17 protein-coding genes are annotated in these 17,786 nt (G+C 52.7%); 9 read left to right on the forward strand and 8 right to left on the reverse strand.

Annotated elements, in window-relative coordinates; genetic code table 11:
* Positions 1-94 precede the first annotated feature (94 nt).
* From PW844_RS08900 to PW844_RS08915, 4 genes are all read left to right on the forward strand, one after another.
* Positions 95-1,405 (forward strand): MFS transporter, encoded by a 1,311-nt coding sequence (locus tag PW844_RS08900; RefSeq protein WP_299450483.1) that lies wholly within the window; start codon positions 95-97, stop codon positions 1,403-1,405.
* Between the two features lie 204 nt (positions 1,406-1,609).
* Positions 1,610-2,884: a nucleoside permease gene (locus tag PW844_RS08905; RefSeq protein ID WP_299450484.1), complete on the forward strand. Its 1,275-nt coding sequence runs from the start codon at positions 1,610-1,612 to the stop codon at positions 2,882-2,884.
* Positions 2,885-2,901: 17 nt separating this feature from the next.
* On the forward strand, positions 2,902-3,924 hold the full coding sequence (locus PW844_RS08910; protein WP_299451107.1) for an ADP-ribosylglycohydrolase family protein: 1,023 nt from the start codon (positions 2,902-2,904) through the stop codon (positions 3,922-3,924).
* Positions 3,911-4,891, forward strand: coding sequence for a PfkB family carbohydrate kinase (locus PW844_RS08915; protein WP_299450486.1), 981 nt, complete (start codon positions 3,911-3,913; stop codon positions 4,889-4,891). Before PW844_RS08910 ends, PW844_RS08915 begins: the two co-directional genes overlap by 14 nt.
* Here PW844_RS08915 and PW844_RS08920 read toward each other — a convergent pair.
* Together PW844_RS08920 and PW844_RS08925 are read right to left on the reverse strand one after the other, a co-directional pair.
* Positions 4,878-5,621 carry a GntR family transcriptional regulator gene (locus PW844_RS08920; protein WP_299450488.1) on the reverse strand — a complete coding sequence of 248 codons (744 nt, stop codon included), beginning with the start codon at positions 5,619-5,621 and terminating at the stop codon, positions 4,878-4,880. The genes PW844_RS08915 and PW844_RS08920 overlap by 14 nt on opposite strands.
* A 153-nt stretch (positions 5,622-5,774) precedes the next feature.
* On the reverse strand, positions 5,775-5,990 hold the full coding sequence (locus PW844_RS08925) for a hypothetical protein (RefSeq protein WP_299450491.1): 216 nt from the start codon (positions 5,988-5,990) through the stop codon (positions 5,775-5,777).
* 1,020 nt (positions 5,991-7,010) lie between these two features.
* On the opposite strand from PW844_RS08925, the gene PW844_RS08930 reads away from it, so the two are divergent.
* The 3 genes from PW844_RS08930 (at position 7,011) to PW844_RS08940 (ending at position 9,941) form a co-directional block, all read left to right on the forward strand.
* The gene (locus PW844_RS08930) at positions 7,011-9,323 is read left to right on the forward strand and encodes an S-type pyocin domain-containing protein (RefSeq protein WP_299450494.1); all 2,313 of its coding nucleotides are present in this window, start codon (positions 7,011-7,013) and stop codon (positions 9,321-9,323) included.
* 8 nt (positions 9,324-9,331) lie between these two features.
* Positions 9,332-9,583 (forward strand): bacteriocin immunity protein, encoded by a 252-nt coding sequence (locus PW844_RS08935; protein ID WP_299450497.1) that lies wholly within the window; start codon positions 9,332-9,334, stop codon positions 9,581-9,583.
* Positions 9,584-9,692: 109 nt separating this feature from the next.
* Entirely contained in the window at positions 9,693-9,941 is a 249-nt protein-coding gene (locus PW844_RS08940; protein WP_299450499.1) for a bacteriocin immunity protein, read from the forward strand.
* 13 nt (positions 9,942-9,954) lie between these two features.
* On the opposite strand, the gene PW844_RS08945 is transcribed toward PW844_RS08940, so the two are convergent.
* Complete coding sequence (locus PW844_RS08945) at positions 9,955-11,157, reverse strand: MFS transporter (protein WP_299450501.1); 1,203 nt, start codon at positions 11,155-11,157, stop codon at positions 9,955-9,957.
* Positions 11,158-11,275: 118 nt separating this feature from the next.
* Here PW844_RS08945 and PW844_RS08950 point away from each other — a divergent pair, with 118 nt between their 5' ends.
* Positions 11,276-11,884, forward strand: a complete 609-nt coding sequence (locus PW844_RS08950) for a TetR/AcrR family transcriptional regulator (protein ID WP_299450503.1) — start codon at positions 11,276-11,278, stop codon at positions 11,882-11,884.
* A 52-nt stretch (positions 11,885-11,936) separates the two neighbouring features.
* Here the strand turns inward: PW844_RS08950 and PW844_RS08955 are convergent, their stop codons facing one another.
* The 4 genes from PW844_RS08955 to PW844_RS08970 form a co-directional block, all read right to left on the reverse strand.
* Positions 11,937-12,122 carry a tautomerase family protein gene (locus tag PW844_RS08955; protein ID WP_299451110.1) on the reverse strand — a complete coding sequence of 62 codons (186 nt, stop codon included), beginning with the start codon at positions 12,120-12,122 and terminating at the stop codon, positions 11,937-11,939.
* Between the two features lie 89 nt (positions 12,123-12,211).
* A complete protein-coding gene (gene zigA, locus PW844_RS08960; RefSeq protein ID WP_299450504.1) occupies positions 12,212-13,435 on the reverse strand; it encodes a zinc metallochaperone GTPase ZigA in 1,224 nt (407 codons plus the stop codon).
* A gap of 130 nt (positions 13,436-13,565) precedes the next feature.
* A complete protein-coding gene (locus PW844_RS08965; RefSeq protein WP_084881200.1) occupies positions 13,566-14,201 on the reverse strand; it encodes a GntR family transcriptional regulator in 636 nt (211 codons plus the stop codon).
* 95 nt (positions 14,202-14,296) lie between these two features.
* A complete protein-coding gene (locus PW844_RS08970) occupies positions 14,297-15,094 on the reverse strand; it encodes an SGNH/GDSL hydrolase family protein (protein ID WP_299450506.1) in 798 nt (265 codons plus the stop codon).
* Positions 15,095-15,644: 550 nt separating this feature from the next.
* Between PW844_RS08970 and PW844_RS08975 the strand changes: the two genes are divergently transcribed.
* Positions 15,645-16,772, forward strand: coding sequence for an acyltransferase family protein (locus PW844_RS08975; protein WP_299450508.1), 1,128 nt, complete (start codon positions 15,645-15,647; stop codon positions 16,770-16,772).
* A gap of 42 nt (positions 16,773-16,814) precedes the next feature.
* Here PW844_RS08975 and PW844_RS08980 read toward each other — a convergent pair whose 3' ends face one another.
* Positions 16,815-17,747: a sugar kinase gene (locus PW844_RS08980; RefSeq protein WP_299450509.1), complete on the reverse strand. Its 933-nt coding sequence runs from the start codon at positions 17,745-17,747 to the stop codon at positions 16,815-16,817.
* Positions 17,748-17,786 lie beyond the last annotated feature (39 nt).

The raw sequence follows: 17,786 nt of genomic DNA on the forward strand, positions 1-17,786 counted from the left end.
CACCTGCACGGAGTGCGCACAAAGAACAGGTTTCGCTGGTAAGCGAAACGCATAACAACATGCCCATCAGGGTTTATTGCGCCCGGAGAAAATCATGACTGTTGCTACAACCCGTCCTGCTGTGCTGGCAGCCGAGGACACTGCCGCGATTTACCGCAAGATCACCTGGAAACTGATTCCTTTTCTCTGTTTGTGTTACCTGGCAGCCTATCTGGACCGTATCAATATCGGTCTGGCGAAGCTGCAAATGGCGAGCGATCTGTCGCTGAGCGAAACCGCGTTTGGCCTGGGGGCCGGGCTGTTTTTTGTCGGTTATATTCTGTTTGAAGTGCCGAGCAACCTGATTCTGCAACGTGTTGGCGCAAAGATCTGGATTGCGCGCATCATGATCACCTGGGGTTTACTCTCCACCGCGACGCTGCTGGTGCAGACGCCGATGCAGTTCTACATTGTGCGTTTTTTACTTGGCGCGGCAGAAGCCGGTTTCCTGCCGGGGGTGTTGTTCTATCTCACCAAATGGTTCCCCTCGTGGCGTCGCAGCCGCATCATCGCGCTGTTTATGATTGGTCTGCCGCTCTCCAGTTTGATTGGTGGGCCGCTTTCCGGCTGGATCATGGGCAATTTTCATGAGGTTTACGGCCTGCGCGGCTGGCAGTGGTTGTTCCTGCTAGAAGGCATCCCGAGCGTGCTGCTGGGCGTGATGACTTTCTGGTTACTACCGAACAGCGTGGAAAGCGCCAGCTGGCTGAGCGAAGATGAAAAACAGGCGGTGCAGCGCGAGCTGGCCGCTGACGAAGGCGAAGCGAAAGGGGTAAAACACCGTTTGCGTGATGGCCTGCTGAATATCCGCGTGGTGATGCTGGGCGGGATCGACTTCTCCATTCTGCTGAGCGCCTATGCGATGGGCTTCTGGATGCCGACCTTTATTAAAAACGCAGGAACCACCGATATCGCGACGATTGGTTACCTGACGGCGATCCCCAGCCTGGCGGCGCTGATCGGGATGCTGGTGATTGGCAGCAGCTCAGACCGGATGCGTGAACGCCGCTGGCATATCATCGTGCCGTTTATTGTTGGCGCAGCGGCGATGGGAGCCAGTACCTTTTTCTCCCATAACGTGATGATGACGGTGCTGCTGTTCTCCGTGGCGCAGGCGATGATCATTGGTGCCGTGCCGGTATTCTTCAGCCTGCCAGCCACCTTCCTGAAAGGCACGGCGGCTGCGGCAGGCTTTGCGCTTGCCTGTTCCATCGCCAACATTGCCGGACTGGTCAGTAATTCAGTGATGGGTATCGCGCTGGATCTCACCGGCAGCGGCAATGGCGCGCTGTGGTTCTTTGCCGTTTGTCTGTTGCTGAGCTGCCTGTTGGTCATCGCCTTACCGGCGAAACTGGTTAACCGTTAAACTTATTCTTTCCTAAATCCTGCGCGATAAATCGCGCCGCTACGGGCCAGTACGTATCCGTAGCGGCGCAATTTATCGCGCATTTTTTGTCTGTTAACCATCGGTTAAAATTATGTGTGGTAGGTCAAACTATCAGCTAATGGTATTATAAAGGTATTGTTACTGGTGTTAGATTGGTTCTACCAACACCGGGGAGTGAGTTCGATGAAAAATACAATGCCAAAACTGTCGTTCATGATGTTTCTCGAATGGTTTATCTGGGGGGCATGGTTTGTGCCGCTCTGGGCCTTTCTGAGCAAAAACGGTTTTACGCCGATGGAGATTGCCTGGTGCTATGCCTGCACCTCCATCGCTGCCATTCTGTCTCCGATCCTGGTGGGCTCACTGGCCGACCGCTTCTTCCAGGCGCAGAAGGTGCTGGCGCTGCTGATGATAGCCGGGGCGATCCTGATGTTCTTCGCCGCGCAGCAGACGCACTTTGCCGGCTTCTTCCCGCTGCTGCTGCTTTACGCGCTGACCTACATGCCGACCATCGCCTTAACCAACAGCATTGCCTTCTCTCATGTCGGCGATGTGGAGCGTGATTACCCCCGCGTGCGCGTGATGGGCACCATTGGCTGGATCGCGTCCGGTATCGCCTGTGGTTTTCTGCCACCACTGCTTGGCTTCGGCGATATCTCGGCGAGTAACGTGCCCTTGCTGATCACCGCCGCCAGCTCGCTGGTACTGGGGATCTTCGCGTTGATGCTGCCCGCTACCCAACCTAAGAGCACTGGCAAGTTCAGCCTGCGCGTGGCGCTCGGCCTCGATGCGCTGCATCTGTTGAAAGATCGCAGCTTCCTCGTGTTCTTCGTTTGTTCGTTCCTGTTCAGCATGCCGCTGGCCTTCTATTACATCTTCGCCGAAGGCTACCTGACAGAAGTGGGGCTGCCACACGCAACTGGCTGGATGACGCTCGGCCAGGTTTCGGAAATCTTTTTCCTGCTGGCGCTGCCGTTCTTTATCAAGCGTTTCGGCATCGGCAAAGTGCTGCTGCTGGGGCTGGTGACCGCCGCCTTACGCTATGTGTTCTTTGTGTTTGGCGGCGATCAGAACCTGCTGACTTACGGCCTGCTGTTTATGGGCATCCTGCTGCACGGCGTCAGCTATGACTTCTACTTCATCACCGCCTACATTTACGTGGACAAGAAAGCGCCAGTGGCGATGCGTAACGCGGCACAGGGGCTGATCACGCTGGCCTGTCAGGGTATCGGCAGCCTGCTGGGCTACCGCCTTGGGGGTTATCTGATGCAGGAGATGTTTGCTTACGACAAACCGCAAAATGGTCTGACATTTAACTGGGCCGGGATGTGGATGTTCGGTAGCGTGATGATTGTGATTATCACCCTCGCATTTATCACGCTGTTCCGCGATGGCAAAAAACGCAGTGAAGAATTAACCGCTTTTGATACTTCAGCAACCGCTGAAAGCCATAAATAAGAGAAGTGAAGATGACAATGACACACCAGGAAAAACGGATTTTGGGCGCCTTTTATGGTCAGGCACTGGGCGATGCGATGGGTATGCCGTCGGAACTCTGGCCGCGTTCGCGCGTGAAACAGCATTTTGGCTGGATCGATCGCTTTTTGCCCGGTCCGGCTGAAAATAACGCCGCCTGCTATTTTGGCCGGGCGGCCTTTACCGACGACACCTCCATGGCGCTGGCGCTGGCTGACGCCATCATCACCCATGATGGTGACATCAACGCGGAAACCATCGGTGCCAATATTTTGCGCTGGGCGGAAGCGTTCGATGCCTTCAATAAAAATGTGCTGGGGCCGACGTCAAAAATCGCGCTCAATGCACTGAAGGCCGGCACACCGGTGGCACAGCTGGAAAATAACGGCATGACCAACGGTGCGGCGATGCGCGTTTCACCGCTGGGCTGCCTGTTACCGGCGCGCGACCTGACTGGCTTTATTGATGCGGTGGCGCTGGCTTCCAGCCCCACGCACAAGTCCGACGTGGCGATTGCCGGTGCCACGGCGATTGCCTGGGCCGTCTCGCGGGCGATTGATGGTGCGAGCTGGGCAACCATTCGCGATGAGTTGCCGTCCATTGCCCGCGCTGCACAGGAGAAGCGTGTGACCACCTTCAGCGCGTCGATTGCCGCGCGTATCGAGCTGGCATTGCAGGTGGTGGCGCAGGGCAGGGGCGTCGAATCAACCATGCAGCAGATTTATGATCTGGTGGGCACCGGTACCAGCACTATCGAATCGGTGCCAGCCGCCATTGCCATGGTGGAACTGGCCGCCTGCGATCCCAACCGGTGTGCCATTCTCTGCGCCAATCTGGGCGGCGATACCGACACCATTGGCGCGATGGCAGTGGCGATTTGTGGGGCATTGCAGGGGATTGAGGCGATCGATCCGGCATTAAAAGCCGAACTTGATGCGGCCAATAACCTCGATTTCACCCGCTACAGCAGCGCGTTCAGCCGCTTCCGTCAGCAGCGTGAGGCCGCCTATGCTGACGCCTGATTGCCTCGCCCGGCTGACAGCTCGTCTGCCGGTCTGCGTCATCGGTGCGGCGGTGGTTGACGTGATTGCTGATGCTTATTCGCTGCCGCATCGTGGCAGCGATATTGAGTTGCAGCAACAGGGCGTCAATGTGGGGGGCTGCGCCCTGAACGTGGCGATTGCCTTGCATCGGCTTGACGTCCCATCGGTCAATGCCTTGCCACTCGGCAAGGGGATATGGGCAGGGATTGTGCGCCAGAAGCTGGCAGAATATGGCATCGAAAGTGTGCTCGAAACCGCGTCCGGTGATAACGGCTGGTGCCTGGCGCTGGTGGAACCGGACGGGGAACGTACCTTTCTTTCGGTCAGCGGCGTAGAAAATCAGTGGGACGCGGCGCTGCTCGATGCCTTGCCACAACCGGAGCATCGCTGGATCTATCTGTCGGGGTATCAGCTCACCAGCAAAAGCGGCGAGGTGTTGATCGCGTGGCTGGAGCGTCAGGCAGCACCTTATCAGCTACTGGTGGACTTTGGCCCACGCCTGGCGGATATCGCGGATGCCGATTTTGCGCGCATCATGGCGCTGAAACCACTGATTACAGTGAACAGGCAGGAGGCGGAACTGCTGTGGCGGGAGCGCCTTGATGCAACGGAAACCTTTGATGCGCAAAGCCTGCTGACGCGCTGGCAGCAACGGTTCGGCAGCGCGATGGTGGTACGGCTCGACAGTGATGGTGCGGGCTATAACGATGGCGAGACGCAGGGCTGGATTCCGGCGCTGAACACCACCGTGGTGGACACCATTGGTGCAGGCGACAGTCATGCAGGCGGTTTACTGGCCGGTCTGGCTTCCGGCTGGACACTGGCTGACAGCGTTGCGCTCGGCAATGCGGTGGCATCCTATGTCGTGTCGCAGCGCGGCGGTGATTGTGCGCCGGACCGCGCGGCGCTGGCGACTTACTGGCAGCAGCGGCTTACTCAGCAATAAACACGTACATATCGCTGCGGCAGTAGCTGATGCTGTACTCCAGCGGATTGCCTTGCGCGTCGAGTGCCAGTTGCTTAATCACCAGCACCGGCACATTGGCGGGCAGGGCGATTTGCTTTTGCAACGCTTCATCCGGCATACGTGCGCTGACGCGGCTCTGCGATTTTACCGGCAGAATTTGCTGCTCACGGAAGTAATCGTACAGCGAGATGCCGATATCATCCGCATCGGCAATCAACTGCGTCGATACCCACGATTCCTCCACGGACACCGCCTGCTGATCGACATAGCGAATGCGCTTCAGCTGCCAAACATCGCTGCCGCTGCTAAGGCCCAATTTCTCTGCAATCTCGGCGGTGCAACGAATTTTGCTTTTGTTGATCCACACGGTATCGGGCTTTTTGCCACGCAACACCGCCTGCTGCGAGAGGCCCTTCGGTTCTTTGAGTGAATACTCGAACTGACTGCAAATTTGTGTGCCATAACCGCGTGAACGAAACACTACGCCATCTTTTTCCAGCTCATCCATCGCTTTACGTACCGTTATGCGCGAAATCCCCAGCGACTGGCTGAACTCACGTTCACCCGGCAGGATCTCCTCATGCACCAGTACACCCTCGCGCACGGCATCTTTAATTGCGGAAGCAAAGCGCTTGTACAGGGGCGTACGGCTTTCATCCGCCAGGACGGATGTAAGCCGTGCAAACAGGGAGGTGTGTTGATTGGTCATACTCAATCCAGAAAACGGCAGATCGGGCTATGATACTGAAAATTCGATGGCTGCGAAGCGGATTTGCAGTGCTAAAGCGTCGTTATGCGGGTGGAAGGGTGCGGTGTTATCTGACAGGCAGACAAGCCGCACCTGAAGTTTTATGAATATGAATCATTGAGGGCCATTATTATCGCTCATGACCGGTAATTCATCTGCGGATTTATCTTTCCACTTATCGCCGGAATTTGAGCAGTTCGAATCATGATTCTGCCCGATTTGCAGACAGACTTCAGAAGAGTAATTCCCGTAAATCGGGGAGTTGTTCTGACAACCTCCTGTCAGGAATACCATGGATGCAGCAATCGCTAAAAACAAAGTTGGTTTCATATCACACCTGGCCTGTGTATTCAGGTTAACGGGAAGAAAAATGATAGGAGTGAGCAGTGCTAATAACGAATTATCTTTGCCGGGATTTAATTAATTTTATGTGATTGATTTATTAATGCCTCGATAATGAGTTTTTAGTGTTGTATCCCTGATGTAATAAAGTGACTATTTTAAGAATCTATTTATCTTATGAAGATTAATGTAGCATATCATTCGGTTAATGCGGTTTCCTTATAAGGACGAGTCTGCATATCCTGGACATCAATCTGGATTTGACGAACAATGTTAGCGTTCGTCTGCCGTGCGAAAGCATACACCCTTCTCTAAGTGATGATCTTAATATCACCTCCCCATCGGCTTCGAGCACTTTCTTTTTAACTTTAAAGGTAAGTTGAGAAAGGTTGTTCTGCGAAGTTACCGCTTCTCTACCGGGCCAGACGTGTTCGATAACCAGATTGGCAGGGACTAGCCTTCCTTTGTGTTGGACAAGCAGGCAATAATAAGAGAATTCCATCTTTGTCATTAATAACTCCTTCCGTTTGAAGTAAATTGATTTACAATAATCATCAATGATTATAAACACATTTTTCTCCTTTAGCGGACGCACATTTGTCCCGCTGTGTAAAGTACGATCTCCTGACCGGATGCGCAATTGACCCTCACTCTAATAATTCACTTATTTGATATGTTGGTAGTATCAAGATGTTGACATTGTTTGTCATGTGCATCCGCTAAAACTTACGACATCAACTAATTAATTCCCTCGGTTGTTCTTTTGATTAATCACCTTACTCTTTTGGGTAATGAAATTAACCGATGTGATTTTTTATTATCTAAACCACTGCGACATGATAATTATATTATTGATTGCTTATTTTAATTTTTCCTTATTGTGAGGGCTGTTTTTCTATCCAATGATATTCAACGCGGCTTTTCATCCGCAATTTAAAGATGACGGATGTCGCTGCTGCAGGTGTGAATAAATCACTTTGAGAGAATCTTAATTAAAGAGGATATTTTATGGGTAATGGATTTGATAACGCCCACAACAATCAATTCGGTGATGGCGATCGCGGGCCAACCGGCGGTGTTAATACGGGTGGCGGTAACGCCGGGTCTGGAAATGCGGGTGACAGGGGCTATGGCTATTGGTCATATAATCCTGGCACACCTGAGATGATCATGGTCAATGGTGAACAACGCATTCAAATAACCGGTGGCTGGAGTTGGGTCAGTGATGATCATCTTCACTGGTCCGACGGTAATGAAGGCGGCAGCAGTAATGACAACTTACGCACCAACGTCACAGCAAAAGTCCCTTCCGGTTATCGTGCTGCGGTCGATGGTTATATCTATATGGTATCAGTGGACGGTAATGACGATATCGTCAACGTCAGCCTCTATTCTCGTCCACTGAATTCCAGCCGACAGGAATGGATGAAAGGAGAATCCGCACGTCAGGAGCAGGCGAAAGCGCTGGCTCAGGAACAGATTAACCTTAAGAAAGCGATGGAGGCGGAAGCTGCACGTAAAGTAGCAGAAGCAGCCGCTGCCGCAGAGGCACAGCGGCAGGCCGAAGAAGAGGAAAGACGTCGTCAGGCTGAGTGGGACGCCGCACATCCCGTCGAAGCTGCGCAGCGGGATGTTAACAACGCATCAGCCGCCGCAACTGCCGCCAGCAACCAAATCAACGCTGATAATGCACAGATCAACAGCAACAATGCGGAGATCAACGCGCGTCAACCCAGATTGGATCAGCTGAATGGCGAAATTGCCCAGTTGCGTGAAGTCTGGGCTTCGATGATGAAGGCGGGTGATACGGTCCGCGCTAATCAGTTCCATAAAGCGCAGATTGATCCGCGACTCAATGAAAGGGAGCCGCTGCAAAGTGCCGTTGAGTCCTTTCAGGCGCAAAATAACGCGTTAAGTCAGGATGTTGCCAACCAGACGGCAACGCTTAACAGCGCTAATCAGCAGTTGCAGGAGGCGCAAAGCCGTTTGCAACAGGCACAGGCTGATGCGGAAGCTAAGCGCCAGGAAGAACTCGCCCGGCAGGCCGCCGAGGAAGCGCGTGTTCAGGCCGAGCGCGAGGCGGCAGAACGTGCCAGAGCCGAAGCGGAGGCACGAGCACAGGCAGAGGCCGAAGCCTCGTCTAAAGCAGCTGCGCTTGAAGCCGCACGCTCTAAACTCGAAGAACCCAATGTTTTTGGTTTTGCTGGATTTCCGGCTGCTGCTGCTGCGGTTGCCCCCCTGACGTTTGCTGAAACCGGATTGGGTGGTTACGCGCTCGGTGAGGCGGCCGCCGCCGCTGCCTGGGGCACTGTCCGGGCGGTTCTCGCGGATTTGCTCGGTACAGTCCTGGCCGGGAGTGGTGTAGGTGCGCTTATCGCCTCAGTCACCTATATTCCGGGCGCGGGCGAGGGCAGCGACCAGGTGCCGGGCCGTGACGATATCAATATGTTCCTGTCGGCAATGCCCGGTGATGCCATTAACCTGCCTGCAGAGCATGAGTTGCTGGCTGCCGCTGCGGCAGATGGCACGGTTGAGATGTCGGTGCGCGGGCGCGTTTACTTTAGCGATGGCCTGTTAAAAACCTATCTGGTCCGCACGATCAATCCGAGTCGGGTCCGGGTATTGAGCGCGACGGTGGATGCAGTGACGGGCTTATATAGCGTCACAATTCCGGCGGAGAGCGGGCTGCCTTCGCGTACCATTCTGGTCTCGCCAGAAGGTGCACCGGGATATCAGGGATTGCCGCCACTGGCTACGCCCGTGCACAACGAAGCGGTGCCCGATAATACCGGCAACACCGATCCTGGCGCGGCTAGCCCAGCGGTGGAAAGTTTTCCGCAAGCCGATGATCTGGATTTTCGCGACGCTATACTTATCTTCCCGGCAGACTCTGGGCTGGATCCTGCCTACGTCATGCTGCAAAGCGGCCGCGATCTGCCGGGTAAAGTCACAGGAACCGGGGCTGATGTGGAAGGAACATGGTTAGCCGGAGCGAGTGAGGGTTTAGGCTCCCCGGTACCAACACGTATCGCTGATCGGCTGCGCGACCGCGAATTTAGCAGTTTCGATGCGTTTCGTAAGGCGTTTTGGCAGGAGGTGGCAGCAGATCCGGAGCTGGCAGCGCAGTTTACAGCGCAAAATGTTGGCCGTATGAGAAAGGGTTCTGCTCCACGAGTTTCAATGAAAGAGGGTGTTGGCGGTCGTCGCTCCTTTGAGCTTCATCACACTGAACTTATCTCGCTCGGCGGTGAAGTTTATAATGTTGAAAACATTAAGGTAATGACACCAAAACATCATATCAATACCCACTCAAACAAGTAAGGTGCTGCATGGAACTCAAAAATAAATATGAAGATTACACGGAAGCTGAATTCACTCAGCTTGTAACTGAAATCTTTACAGTTGAAGGTAGTGAAGCATATCAGGATGAGCTGCTTGAGAATTTTATTGCAGTATCGGAACATCCGAATGGTTCTGATCTGATTTATTACAATCAAGATGAGAATATTACGCCCAGGAAAGTCGTAGAGGAAATTAAAAACTGGCGCGCGGATAACAATAAATCAAGCTTTAGATCCTGACTTATAAATTTATTCGCTGAAATTTAGGTATGTATGGCCGGAATGTGATTTTCATTCCGGCCCTTTTACTAACAATAAGTAATCTGGTTATGTCGAAAAGGTCTTTAGAATGGAACGGAAAGGAAAACTTCAGGATTATACGGAAATAGAATTTACAAACCTCATCGAAGAAATTTTCTCTGCGGATGGTGGTGAGGAGTATCAGGATTCACTCATTGACCATATATGTGAGATTTCAGGTTATCCTGATTGTAATGACCTCATTTTCTGGAGTGACGATGACTTGACACCGCAGGATATCGTGAATGAAATCAAAACCTGGCGCACAGCCAATAACAAGCCAGGTTTTAAATCCTGATACAGATCGCGAATCACTGGCTGGTCGTCAACTCTCTGCTGGCTGCCGGGAAACCATGATTTCCGGCCCGCAGTGCGATGGTGAACGCTGCCAGCAATAGAACGATCAACGCCCAGGGAAAGGATCGGCTACCGACATGTTCCAGCAATAATCCCCCCACCAGACCACCCAGCGCGATAGCGCCGTTCCAGGTCACCACGTTCATGGAAAGCGCGACATCAGCATGTTCACCCGCCGCGTCCGCCAGTGCCGTTTGCAACAGGGTCGCTGCGCCGCCAAACGTCAGGCCCCAGACGCCGATCCCGACCAGCATCACCGCCGGGGATGCTGCTCCGATGGCAAACACCAACGCCACAGCAGCAAACACCGCCAGAGACAACAAAACAGCATTGCGCAGGTGGCTGTCGATAATCCGGCCCGTGATATAAATCCCGCCCAATGCCGCCAGGCCAAATATCAGCAGGACCACGTCAACCCTCGGGGCTAAACCCGCAGGCGTAATAAACGGGGCGATGTAGGTATAAAGAATGTTGTGCGCCAGCATCCAGGTAAGCACCACGCCCAGCACCGAACGGACCCCTGGAATCAACAACACCGCACCGATAGGCATTTTTTGCGTGGCTGAGCTGCCCGGATAATCTGGCACTGCCAGCAGGATCCAGCCAATCAACAGCACAGATAGCCCCGACATCACCGCAAACGTCAGACGCCATCCCAAAAACGCCCCCATCCAGGTACCCGCCGGTACGCCCAGCGACAGCGCAATCGGCGTGCCGACCATCGCCAGCGCTAAAGCCCGTCCCTGCAAAGAGGGCACCACCATTTTGCGTGCATAGCCAGCCAGCAGGCTCCAGGCGAGTCCGGCGGATGCTCCGGCAAGGAAACGGGCAACCATGATCACTGTAATGCTGCCAGAGATGGCGGTCAGCGTATTAAAAAGCAGAAACCCCCCGACGGTGCTGAGCAATACCAGGCGACGTGACCAGGTGCGGGTCATGATGGTCAGCGGGATGGCTGCCAGCAGGGAACCCGCCGCGTATGCGGTAACCATCTGCCCGGCCAGCGAGGGGGATATATGAAGCCCTCTGCTTATCTCCGGCAGCAGCCCGGCGGGGATGGTTTCGGTCAGAATGCAGATAAAACCCGTCATGGCCAGCGCCAGCAGGGCAAGGATGGGCAGGTGCTGGGCCGGTTCAGCCCGATGTTTTTTCTTCATAAATACAGCCTTAGCGGTGATTAATTAATGTATCGATCGATATATATATTGAGATGTAGTTACGGCGATTGTCAATAAATTATGTATCGATTAGTATGTATGTAGTGGAGGAGAGAAGATGAGAACAGGCCGACCAAGACAGTTTGACCGCGACGAAGCGGTGATTCATGCCATGCACCTATTCTGGGAAAATGGTTACGAGTCCACCTCGCTTGCCCAGCTCAAGGCCGCGATTGGCAAAGGGATCACTGCGCCAAGTTTCTATGCTGCCTTTGGTTCCAAAGAGGCGCTTTTTAAAGAAGCGGTGGGTTGTTATCTGCAAACCCATGCGCAGGTCACGGAATCATTGTGGGACGCGGAATTACCGCCGCGCGAGGCTCTGGAAACGGCGCTGATTAGCTCCGCCCGCATGCAATATGAACCCAATCATCCGCGCGGTTGCATGGTGGCATTGAGCGTGATGTCCTCATGTTCGGAGGAGAACCGTCATGTGCTGCAACCGCTAAAGAATTCACGGCGACGCACCAGTGAAGGGATAAAAAATTGCTTTCAGCGTGGAATCCGTGAGGGGGAATTAAGGGATGAAGAAGAGACGTTAGCGCTAGCGGTAAGTTTCAATAGCTTTCTGCTGGGGATATCAACGCTGGCACGCGATGATGTTCCGCTGGCTGAAACGGAACGAGCCATCACGCAGATGATGAAACTGTGGGATGCGGCCAGAATCTGACGCAGCATAATGCCTGCCCGTTTCAGGTAACGGACAGGCAGCTCAGCATCAGTTAGCGCTCATCAAAGGGGATACCGCCCTTCGATTTCATGTGCAACGGGGTTTCTACAATCGACACCACAACTGCGTTCTTGTCGATCTCAAAAGATTCCGACACGGCAGTGGTGATGGCTTTCAGCAGTTTCTTTTTCTGTTCAACAGAGCGGCCTTCCGCGGCATAAACGACAACTTCTGGCATAACGTCTTCTCCTGTAAGGGTAATTTCCGTCATTCAGCATACTCCTGACATGAGCAGAAAGACGTAGCCAATTGTTGCTTTCTGTACCTTTATGCTTCCTCCGGGTTACGTTCGAACCATTCCGGTACGGGATCGGGCAATTTCACCCAGTTTGCCGGGCCTTCAGCCATCTCTGCGGGTGTCAGCAGGGCGTGATCCAGCGCGCTCCGCACCTGGTCTTCATCCATCTCAATCCCGATAAAGACCAGTTCCTGTCGTGCATCGCCGATGCCTTCCTGCCAGTGCTGGGCAATAAACGCCAGCGATTCGCTATCCTGCGGCCAGCGTTCGCGTGGGATGCTGGCCCACCAGTGACCGGCATAGCCCTGACGCGCCACGGCTCCGGCCTGCGACCACATCGCCGCATATTCCGGTCGGCTGGCGAGCCAGAAGTAACCTTTCGAGCGGATCACGCCATCCAGCTGGTGGTTTGCGGCATGCCAGAAGCGCTGCGGATGGAAGGGGCGGCGTGCGCGATAGACAAAACTGCGGATGCCATATTCTTCGGTTTCGGGCTGATGTTCGCCGCGTAATTCCTGCAACCAGCCGGGGGCCTGAGAAGCGGCATCAAAATCAAAGCGGCCGGTTTCCAGCACTTCACTCAGTGACACCTGACCAAACCGGGAAAACACAATGTGCGCGCGAGGGTTGAGGGATTGCAGCATGGCAAACAGCGTTTGCTGATCGTCCGCGTCGATTAAATCGGTTTTATTCACCACCAGCACATCACAAAACTCGATCTGATCGACCAGCAAATCGACGACCGAGCGTTCATCAGCCTCACCCAGTGATTCGCCTCGTGCCTGCAACGAATCGGTTGAGCGGTAGTCGCGCAGAAAATTAAAGCCATCCACCACGGTGACCATGGTATCGAGCCGGGCAAACCGTGACAGGCTCTGGCCGTCTTCATCCTCAAAAGTGAAGGTTTCTGCCACCGGCAGCGGCTCGGAAATACCGGTGGATTCAATCACCAGTTGGTCAAAACGACCTTCCTGGGCCAGACGTTTCACTTCCAGCAGCAAATCTTCACGCAGCGTGCAGCAAATGCAGCCATTACTCATTTCCACCAGCTTCTCATCGGTGCGCGACAGCTCTGCACCACCGTCACGTATCAGCGCTGCATCAATGTTCACCTCTGACATATCATTGACGATCACCGCGACGCGGCGGCCTTCCCGGTTGTTAAGAATATGGTTGAGTAGCGTAGTTTTGCCCGCGCCAAGAAAACCAGAAAGAACGGTAACGGGGAGGCGTGAGTCTGAATCGAACGGCATAGCATTTCCTCTGAATCATAAATTGTTATGTTATAACATAACAATAATAACACAGAAATGACAAGGGAGATTATTCAGGTGGACCAAAGGGAAGGGCGAGACGCCGGGAAACGACCCGGCGATGACGGGTTTAGAGCAAACCCCAGTAGGCACCAAATTCCGGCAGGATATGACCCTGTAAAGCCACCAGCGCACTGTCGTAATCATTGTTGCGCAGGGCGGTCACAATGGTGACGTGCTGATTCCAGGAGCGATGCATATGCTCGTCATTGCTGCCGAGATAGTTACGGATGGTCGCCATGCGCGATGAAATCAGCGTGTAGGCCTGCTCCAGATAAGGGTTCTGGCACCAGGTAAACAGCGCCTGGTGGAACAGGTTATCAAGCCGGATATATTCCACAGTGGAGCCGTTGTTAATGCAGAATTCCATGTTATCGAGAATCGCCGAAATCTCCTGCACCAGTTGCTTCGGATTTTTTTTCAGCGCCAGCTCCATCGCCTTCGATTCGACATAAAAGCGAAACTCCAGCAGATCCTTAAATTCCAGATCGTTGAGGCTAAACACAAAGGTGCCGCTCTTCGGTTTAATCTGCACCAGACCTTCGCTCTGCAAACGTCGTAAGGCATCACGGACCGGGGCTTTGCTTGCCGCTAAGCGGGTGGCGAGGGCCGATTCTGAAAGCTTACCGCCCATTGGCAGCGAGCCATTAACGATCATGTCCTTGATTCGTTTGTACACCACATCTTTCAGAAGATCCTGCGCCATAGTTTTACTGTCTGCTCCACCACTAATCGGAGCAGTATGTATACCAGAAATGAAGCCATTCGGACATGAGGTAAATCCCGCTCTGCACAGCCCGATTAACGCTTAACCATCTGTCCGCCATCCGCATTATGCCGTCGTCCGGCGGCCGCTAACTCAGGACCATAATTTGCCACCAGCACCGAGAACGTTTCCTGCGCTTTGATGCGATACAGTTCCTCTGAGGGGTGAATACAGTCTGGCGATAGCAGCGATTGCCAGTCTTTCATCTGCAAAATACGTTGATATTGCCTGACCAGCGGCACCGATTCCGCGCGTGCCACCGCATCAAGTTTGCTGACATAAGGCGCGATATGCCATTTCTCTCCGCCGCCGCAAATCGGATGGGGCTCCTGAAGAATCACTTCTTTTCCTGCTGCGCGGGCAATATTCACTAATTGCGTCATTACCGTAGTGTATTTATCCGGGCTAACACGATAATCCGGCTCAATATCCCGAAAATGAAAATGACGTGCATCGTTAGTCGCGAAATTTAGCAAAATGATCCGGGCAGGCGATTTTTCCATCTCCTCACGCCAGCTTTTATTGTTTTTATAGAAATACTTTCCATTTAACAGGTCCATCGCTTGCGATGACGAAGCACCTTTATTGACCACAGAAATACCATCGCCGTATTTTTCTTTGAGGAATTGGTTGATCAGGCCTATTTCATTATTTTTTATGAAAACAGGATGGACTTTGCCATTTTCCCGGACTGCCATCGCTCCCTGGGTGCTGGAACCACCGTAAGCTTCAATAATAAAATTATTATTGGTAGTGCCAGTGGCAGAAATCGCTGGGGTGAGTGCTGTACTTAACGAGAAAAACATTCCGATGTGAAACGAGTATGGCTTCATGACGGATGCGCCTTTAGTCACGGGAGATGAAAGAATCTAAGATTGTGAGTATATATGCCATATGACAGCAGCTAAAGTGCCATCAGAGCAATCCTAAAGAAATAAAAAATAAAACGAACTGGGGTGCAATCAATGTAAAGTGTTTATATTGTTTTAAATCAGCATGTTGATTACTTTTTTCTGTTGCATTGTAAGGTGGCTTTATTTTTCTTTTGATTAAAGAATCATTATATTAACTTTATATTTTCATTGCGAAATATCTATAAATGAAGTGATCGTTAAAGGATGGGTAAAATAGCGTCATGTCCGATAAATCATTCGCTTAATGAGTTAATTCCCATCCCGGCAGGTGCCAGAAAATATCAGGGTGTCTCATTTTATCTGATGTGTTTGTTTTCCTCTGCATTAACGATCTTACATGATTTTAATTATATGCAATAGCGATTTTCTTAAACTGTGTAAACGAACTGTCAATGAGAGAGTGAAATGTTAGCATTATTTTGAGTGAGGTCATTTCCCCTTTAAATAATTCATTACTGAAGGTGCGAACGTGAATACACAATCATTTCTCTCTGGCCGAAATATCGGTCTCGACCTGCTGCGCGCAGGATTAATTCTGGAAGGTGTGCTTTTACATGCTTCAAGAAGTCTGCCTGGTGAAAATGGCTGGTATTATGTCGCGCAGCGCGATCCATCCGAGTTATTTACTGCTTTTCTGAGCATGTTTCATACATTCAGAATGGAAGTGTTTTTCTTTCTTTCGGGAATGTTTGCAGCATTAATTGTATTACGTAAAGGGCAAAAGATTTTCCTTGAGAATCGCCGCAAACGGGTACTTACGCCACTGATCACGGCCTGGTTGCTTATTCCCCCGCTAATGTATGTGATTGCCGGACAAATGAAAGGCACGCCCTTATCCCTGACGGGCTGGTTACACAGTTATTTATGGATGCATCACCTGTGGTTTCTGGTTTCACTGTCGGTCATGTCAATGGTGATTCCGGGGCGCTTTTATCAACTCGCCTCGCGGCAATTGGGCAAATTATCGCTGCCAATGCTGCTGGCGACCCTGATCCTGTTGGCCAATGCCTGTTTTTTTCTCAAGTTTCTGGTTAAAGGGCAGGGCGAGTTTATTGAATTGATCCCGGTTACCGCGCGTTTTCTGGTTTATTACGCCGCTGGCTATGCGCTGTATGTCAACAGAGAGAAAATTGTGGCATATGCGGATTGCTGGCTGCTCAATAAGTGGTTGATCGCGGCTATCGCGCTGGCTACCTGGCTGGGATTCTATGTGGTTGCGCATCAGCATATTGCCAGCGCTGTGAAGTATCTTCCGGTGCTGATGGGCAGTGTGTTGTCGGTTGTGCTTTCTTACTGGCTGGTGTTTACCTTCGAGCGTTTGCCGCTGAAAGAAAACCGCTTACTGACAGGGGTAGTGGATTCCGCTCTGGTCATCTATTTGTTGCATTATCCGGTGGTGATTACCTTCTCGTGGTTGATGGATATCTGGCTGCCGTCCAACCTGTCGATCATCTATGTGCTGATTAACTGCGCCACCGGGATTGCGGTGAGTACCCTGTGTTATTGGCTGATAAAACGTTCACGCTTTACCTCAATGTTATTTGGGCTGAAACCGAAGGCTAAGAAAGTCGTGATGCCAGCTGAGGTCAGTTTGTAGCGAAAATGCCAGCCTGCGGCGCTCAGGGGCAGGCTGGCACAGTTAACGTGTTGCGTGGAGAAACGTATCCACCTGAGCGCGGCCTGGGATGGGTGCTACAGCACCATAGCCAGTGGTGGTCAGTGCGGCAGCGGCGTTGGCGTACTGTAAGGCTTGTTGTGGGGCATCTCCTGCCAGTAAGCGAGTGAGAAAAGCCCCGGAGAAGCAGTCCCCGGCACCGGTAGCATCGACGGTTGCTACTTTATGGCCTGCCGCGACTACCCGCTCAGTGGTGCTGGCGTACATCGCACCTTCGCTACCCATTTTCAGTACCACCTGTTTGACGCCGAGATGCAGATAGAAATCGGCGATGGCATCGGCATCCTGTAATCCGGTCAGCAAACGTGCCTCATCGAGGCTTGGCAGGCAAATATCCACCTGGCGTGCGACTTCGTGGATCACTGCACGCGCTCGTGCCAGCGGCCATAACTTCAGGCGTAGATTGGTATCAAATGAGGTGAGGGTGTGATGTTTGCGCGCCAGTTCCAGTGCGGCAAAAACGCTGTCACAGGCGCTGTCGCTGATTGCCAGGGTAATCGCAGAAGTATGCAGCAGACGCGCTGCTGCGATGGCAGTTTCCGGCAGATCCTGGGGGCGCAGGTGTGCAGCGGCGGAGCCTTTACGGTAGAAGGTAAAATGGTGACCACGTTCATCGTGACTAATAAAGTAGATACCGGTAGGGGCCTCGGGATGGCGCCGCACCCAGTCGCAGCGCACGTTTTCCTGCTGCCACAATGCGACAAACTTATCACCAAAGACATCGTTGCCGAGCTGCGTAAACATTGCCACCTTCGCTCCCTGACGCGCGGCGCTGACGGCAAAGTTTGAGGTATCACCGCCATATCCGCTCAGATAACTGACCGGCTGTTGTGCCCCGGGTAGCTGGCTGAATTCGTAGAGCGGTTCACCGAAGGAGAGAATATCCAGATCTTTCATTTTAAAGGTCCTGTCAGGCGGCCACGGCGGGGTGCCGCA

The organism is Pantoea sp. (genome assembly GCF_028283705.1).
In the GTDB taxonomy this organism is placed as follows: domain Bacteria; phylum Pseudomonadota; class Gammaproteobacteria; order Enterobacterales; family Enterobacteriaceae; genus Pantoea.

What these genes read in the sequence shown, in the direction of transcription:
- PW844_RS08900 (WP_299450483.1), top strand. Translation starts at nt 95, where the DNA reads ATGACTGTTGCTACAACCCGTCCTGCTGTGCTGGCAGCCGAGGACACT.
- PW844_RS08905 (WP_299450484.1), top strand. Translation starts at nt 1,610, where the DNA reads ATGAAAAATACAATGCCAAAACTGTCGTTCATGATGTTTCTCGAATGG.
- PW844_RS08910 (WP_299451107.1), top strand. Translation starts at nt 2,902, where the DNA reads ATGACACACCAGGAAAAACGGATTTTGGGCGCCTTTTATGGTCAGGCA.
- PW844_RS08915 (WP_299450486.1), top strand. Translation starts at nt 3,911, where the DNA reads ATGCTGACGCCTGATTGCCTCGCCCGGCTGACAGCTCGTCTGCCGGTC.
- PW844_RS08920 (WP_299450488.1), bottom strand. Translation starts at nt 5,621, where the DNA reads ATGACCAATCAACACACCTCCCTGTTTGCACGGCTTACATCCGTCCTG.
- PW844_RS08925 (WP_299450491.1), bottom strand. Translation starts at nt 5,990, where the DNA reads ATGAAACCAACTTTGTTTTTAGCGATTGCTGCATCCATGGTATTCCTG.
- PW844_RS08930 (WP_299450494.1), top strand. Translation starts at nt 7,011, where the DNA reads ATGGGTAATGGATTTGATAACGCCCACAACAATCAATTCGGTGATGGC.
- PW844_RS08935 (WP_299450497.1), top strand. Translation starts at nt 9,332, where the DNA reads ATGGAACTCAAAAATAAATATGAAGATTACACGGAAGCTGAATTCACT.
- PW844_RS08940 (WP_299450499.1), top strand. Translation starts at nt 9,693, where the DNA reads ATGGAACGGAAAGGAAAACTTCAGGATTATACGGAAATAGAATTTACA.
- PW844_RS08945 (WP_299450501.1), bottom strand. Translation starts at nt 11,157, where the DNA reads ATGAAGAAAAAACATCGGGCTGAACCGGCCCAGCACCTGCCCATCCTT.
- PW844_RS08950 (WP_299450503.1), top strand. Translation starts at nt 11,276, where the DNA reads ATGAGAACAGGCCGACCAAGACAGTTTGACCGCGACGAAGCGGTGATT.
- PW844_RS08955 (WP_299451110.1), bottom strand. Translation starts at nt 12,122, where the DNA reads ATGCCAGAAGTTGTCGTTTATGCCGCGGAAGGCCGCTCTGTTGAACAG.
- zigA (WP_299450504.1), bottom strand. Translation starts at nt 13,435, where the DNA reads ATGCCGTTCGATTCAGACTCACGCCTCCCCGTTACCGTTCTTTCTGGT.
- PW844_RS08965 (WP_084881200.1), bottom strand. Translation starts at nt 14,201, where the DNA reads ATGGCGCAGGATCTTCTGAAAGATGTGGTGTACAAACGAATCAAGGAC.
- PW844_RS08970 (WP_299450506.1), bottom strand. Translation starts at nt 15,094, where the DNA reads ATGAAGCCATACTCGTTTCACATCGGAATGTTTTTCTCGTTAAGTACA.
- PW844_RS08980 (WP_299450509.1), bottom strand. Translation starts at nt 17,747, where the DNA reads ATGAAAGATCTGGATATTCTCTCCTTCGGTGAACCGCTCTACGAATTC.